The sequence below is a fragment of the Deltaproteobacteria bacterium genome (genome assembly GCA_012522415.1).
Taxonomy (GTDB): domain Bacteria; phylum Desulfobacterota; class Syntrophia; order Syntrophales; family JAAYKM01; genus JAAYKM01.
The window spans coordinates 1-2,391 of the sequence record JAAYKM010000132.1; the positions used below are offsets into that span (position 1 = coordinate 1).

The 2,391-nt window shown below is 51.5% G+C and carries 2 protein-coding genes; both read right to left on the reverse strand.

Features of this window, described 5'->3' with window-relative positions:
• Nucleotides 1-382: 382 nt before the first annotated feature.
• Complete coding sequence (locus GX147_10060) at nt 383-2,089, reverse strand: hypothetical protein (GenBank protein ID NLN61016.1); 1,707 nt, start codon at nt 2,087-2,089, stop codon at nt 383-385.
• Nucleotides 2,086-2,391: pilus assembly protein PilP (locus GX147_10065; GenBank protein NLN61017.1), on the reverse strand; the 306-nt coding region annotated here is incomplete at its 5' end. The genes GX147_10065 and GX147_10060, both read right to left, overlap by 4 nt.

A 2,391-nucleotide genomic window follows, 5' to 3' on the forward strand; every position in this document is an offset into this window, starting at 1 on the left:
AACGCCTCCATCGCGAGATTGGGTGACAATCCCAGGTTGCGGGCATCTTTCCCGGCATGGATCGTTATCTTCGCCTTGTCAGCGCCTACCTGATTGAATATGGCGAAGACTGGTCGACAGGAAGATGTTATGTGAAACCGTCGCTCATGGAAGAGCAACGGACAGCACTACGAAAGGCAGCGTAATCGGAAGATGTCGATGGACTCGTTACGCGAAATTGCAAACATTACTTGCGTGACCGGACGTCAATGAACGCCTCATTCGGAATTGTGGACATTTCTTGATGGCCCTCTTGTGCAGGGTGCGTATTTGTTTCCGGCAAAAACAAAAAAGGGGCCGTTTCGCACTGCCCGGGCCCCTTTTAAACTTTTTTCAAATTGCCTTATGTTTCTTTTACGATCCGCGGGGTGATGAAGATAAGCAATTCCCTTTCCTCTGTGAGATCGGATTGTGACTTGAACAACCAGCCCATGACAGGGATTTTTGACAAAAAAGGGATCCCTGTCGTGGTTGTGGTCTCGTACTTTTTCATGATCCCGCCAAGGACCAGGGTATCACCATCACTGACAACCACCTTGGATTCCACATTACTCGCAACCAACGGCGGATTTTCGTCATTTTTATTGACTTTATTCCAATCAGCCGCTTTGTTGGTCGCAAGGACCTTCATCGATATTTTGCCCTCCGAGGTGATCTTGGGCGTCACTTCGAGCTCCAGCTTGGCGTCTTTCATTTCCACTTTTTGCACACCGTCCTCATCGCGGCTCACGTAGGGGATTTCCTCGCCCTGTCCGATTTTTGCCTTCTCGTTATCCAGGGTCGTTACCTTGGGGGCCGAAACAATACGCCCGTCTCCTACTGATTCAAGGGCTTCGAGTTTGGCCGCCAGCACGGCGTTGGCCGAGGAGACAATCACACCAAGGGCGGGGTTCGGCGTGGTGGTGGCGGACGGAAAGTTGACGGCCAAACCCACGGAACCGGAACTTGGCGTGGTGATGTCGGTCGATGTCGTTTGACCCTGCATGACGGGGCTATTGCCGAAAATAAAGCCGACGTCCTTACCGCCCCATCTGTTTTTCCAACTGGTTCCCCAGAGAATTCCCAAATCACGGGAACCGCTGCGCGTGACTTCAACGATTTTTGCTTCAATGGATATCTGCGGTAAACGCCCGTCCTTGACGCGCTTTTCCTGTTCGGCGATTTCTTGCAAGACTTGGCGTTTTACCCGGTCCGCCGCTTCGTCAGACTTTGTTTTTTCTTCTTTACGCATGCGATCTATGGTTTTGACGATGAACACATCACCTTCCTTCACCTTACCCAGCCCCTGCACCGCCAGCACCGTTTCAAAGGCCTCCTGCCAGGTCACCTTCTTCAGGGTAAGGGTGACATTGCCTTTCACATCATCACCCGAAGCGATGCTGACGCCCCCCTCCTCCGCTAAAAGACGCAGCACACTTTTAATATTCGCTTCCTGGAAATCTATAGAAATAAGCTTATTCAGGTTTGTCTCAAAAGGATCCGGCGCCCCCTGGTTCCTGCCGGAAGGCAAGGCCTCCCCTGCATTCCTCGCCGCATACCCTTGTCTTTTCTCCAGCCCCGTATCCCGGGGACGATTTGCTTTCCCGGCAAAACCGGGAACATTGAAATCAATCAGAATCCTTACCCCGTCCTTGCGAACCATATAGGGCACGCGTTCCTTCATTTCCATCGTCACATAACCCCAGGGTTGCCCGTCCTTATCCTGTTGTGATGCGGAAATATTGTGGACATTATCGAGCTTCCCGACGCCGAGGGGCTGACGAAAGTCCTCTGGAATATAGGTATTGGCCATAATGGCAATGACACTGTGCGCATTCCTGTTTTCAATGATTGCCCCGGAGGCTTCGGAGAAACCGAGAATCACCCTCTCCTTCCCGGGAAGCTTTTCAAAAGCGATATCCTGAAGATAGGCCGTCGTTTCAAAATACTTATCCGCCGGCGCACCCGTCTTCCCAGTGTTGACGGCCGCCGCGAACGATGCGGGGGCAACGACAGCCAACAAGAAAAACGCCATTAAACCAATGATGAGACATCGTCTGTTTTTCTTCATGGTGTTCCCTCGGTATCCTTGTGTAACAGGATGGTGATATAATTGATCTTCCCTCTTTGATCGACCGGTTTGACGGCTACGATCACACGATCCGGTTTTATGCTTGACACTCGCCCCTCCTCAAGACCGATCAAGGTTCCTTCAACAATCGGATAAAACTTCTTCTCACTGTCTTCCACAATGGCCCGCCAACCGCTTTGATCGCTTCCCGATATACCTACCAAATTGAAAGAGGAGATATCCTGTTTCTGCAGGGGAGACAGGGGAGGCGCTCCCTTTGCCTGCTGTTTTTTTACCGTGGT

What these genes read in the sequence shown, in the direction of transcription:
- GX147_10060 (NLN61016.1), bottom strand. Translation starts at nt 2,089, where the DNA reads ATGAAGAAAAACAGACGATGTCTCATCATTGGTTTAATGGCGTTTTTC.